General features: G+C 51.0%; 2 protein-coding genes. Both read left to right on the top strand.

The window, feature by feature from the left end; translation table 11 throughout:
• Positions 1-477: amino acid kinase family protein (locus tag ACTHUE_RS19135; RefSeq protein ID WP_440424184.1), on the top strand; the 477-nt coding region annotated here is incomplete at its 5' end.
• A gap of 261 nt (positions 478-738) precedes the next feature.
• Positions 739-1,399 (top strand): phosphopyruvate hydratase (eno, locus tag ACTHUE_RS19130; protein ID WP_440402895.1); only part of this gene is annotated, 661 nt, incomplete at its 3' end.

Genomic DNA, 1,399 nt, shown 5'->3' with positions numbered 1-1,399 from the left:
GAAAAACTCCTGATCGATACGCCCGAACAAAAAGGTGTGGACATCGGTCAAGTCGGCACCGTGGCCGACATCGACACCCGTTTGGTGGAAGGTTTGGTTGAGCGCGGCTGCATTCCGGTCATCGCCCCCATCGGCGTAGGCCAAAACGGCGAAGCGTTCAACATTAATGCCGACTTAGTTGCCGGCAAACTGGCGGAAAAACTTCAAGCTGAAAAACTGCTGATGATGACCAATATCCCCGGCGTACTGGATAAAGAAGGCAAATTATTGACCACCCTGACGCCAAGCCGCATTGACGAACTGATTGAAGACGGTACGCTGTACGGCGGCATGCTGCCTAAAATTGCCTCTGCCGTCGAAGCCGCCAAAAGCGGTGTCAAAGCCACGCATATCATAGACGGCCGCGTTCCCAACGCCCTGCTCTTGGAAGTGCTGACCGATGACGGTGTAGGCTCGATGATTTTGGGAGCAGGCTAATCCGCTTTTCAGACGGCCTTATGCCTTATTTAATCAGCTTTTCACCCTAAAAAGGGTAAAAAATGTTACACTATACGGCTTATATTTGTTTGAGCGATATTGACGTGAAACAAACTTACAGTCGGTTTCATGCCGACTCCGATGCCATACTTGGCAAAGACGGTATAATGTCTGCATTCATCAGACTTTGGCAATCATCCTTAAGGCCGTCTGAAACGTAACAAAGCTACTTTTCTTTTACCATCCTATTTGGAGATATTCATGAGCGCAATCGTTGATATTTTTGCACGCGAAATTTTGGACTCCCGCGGCAACCCTACCGTAGAGTGTGACGTATTGTTGGAATCCGGCGTTATGGGACGCGCGGCCGTACCTAGCGGCGCATCAACCGGCCAAAAAGAAGCTTTGGAACTGCGTGACGGCGACAAATCCCGTTACTTAGGCAAAGGCGTATTGAAAGCCGTTGACCACGTCAACAACCAAATCGCGCAAGCCCTCATCGGTATCGATGCCAACGAACAATCTTATATCGACCAAATCATGATCGAATTGGACGGTACTGAAAACAAAGGCAACTTGGGTGCCAACGCCACTTTGGCCGTTTCTATGGCCGTAGCACGCGCAGCCGCTGAAGATGCAGGCCTGCCTCTGTATCGTTACTTGGGCGGCGCAGGCCCAATGGCTCTGCCTGTTCCAATGATGAACGTTATCAACGGCGGCGAACATGCCAACAACAGCCTGAACATCCAAGAATTCATGATTATGCCTGTCGGCGCAAAATCTTTCCGCGAAGCCCTGCGTTGCGGCGCCGAAATTTTCCACGCACTGAAAAAACTGTGTGATGCCAAAGGCTTCCCAACTACCGTGGGCGACGAAGGCGGTTTCGCACCTAACCTGAACAGCCACAAAGAAGCCCTGCAAC

This window comes from Neisseria sp. P0021.S005, assembly GCF_051956955.1.
Note: the sequence above shows the minus strand (reverse complement) of the source record. Positions and strands in the feature narration are given on the sequence as shown.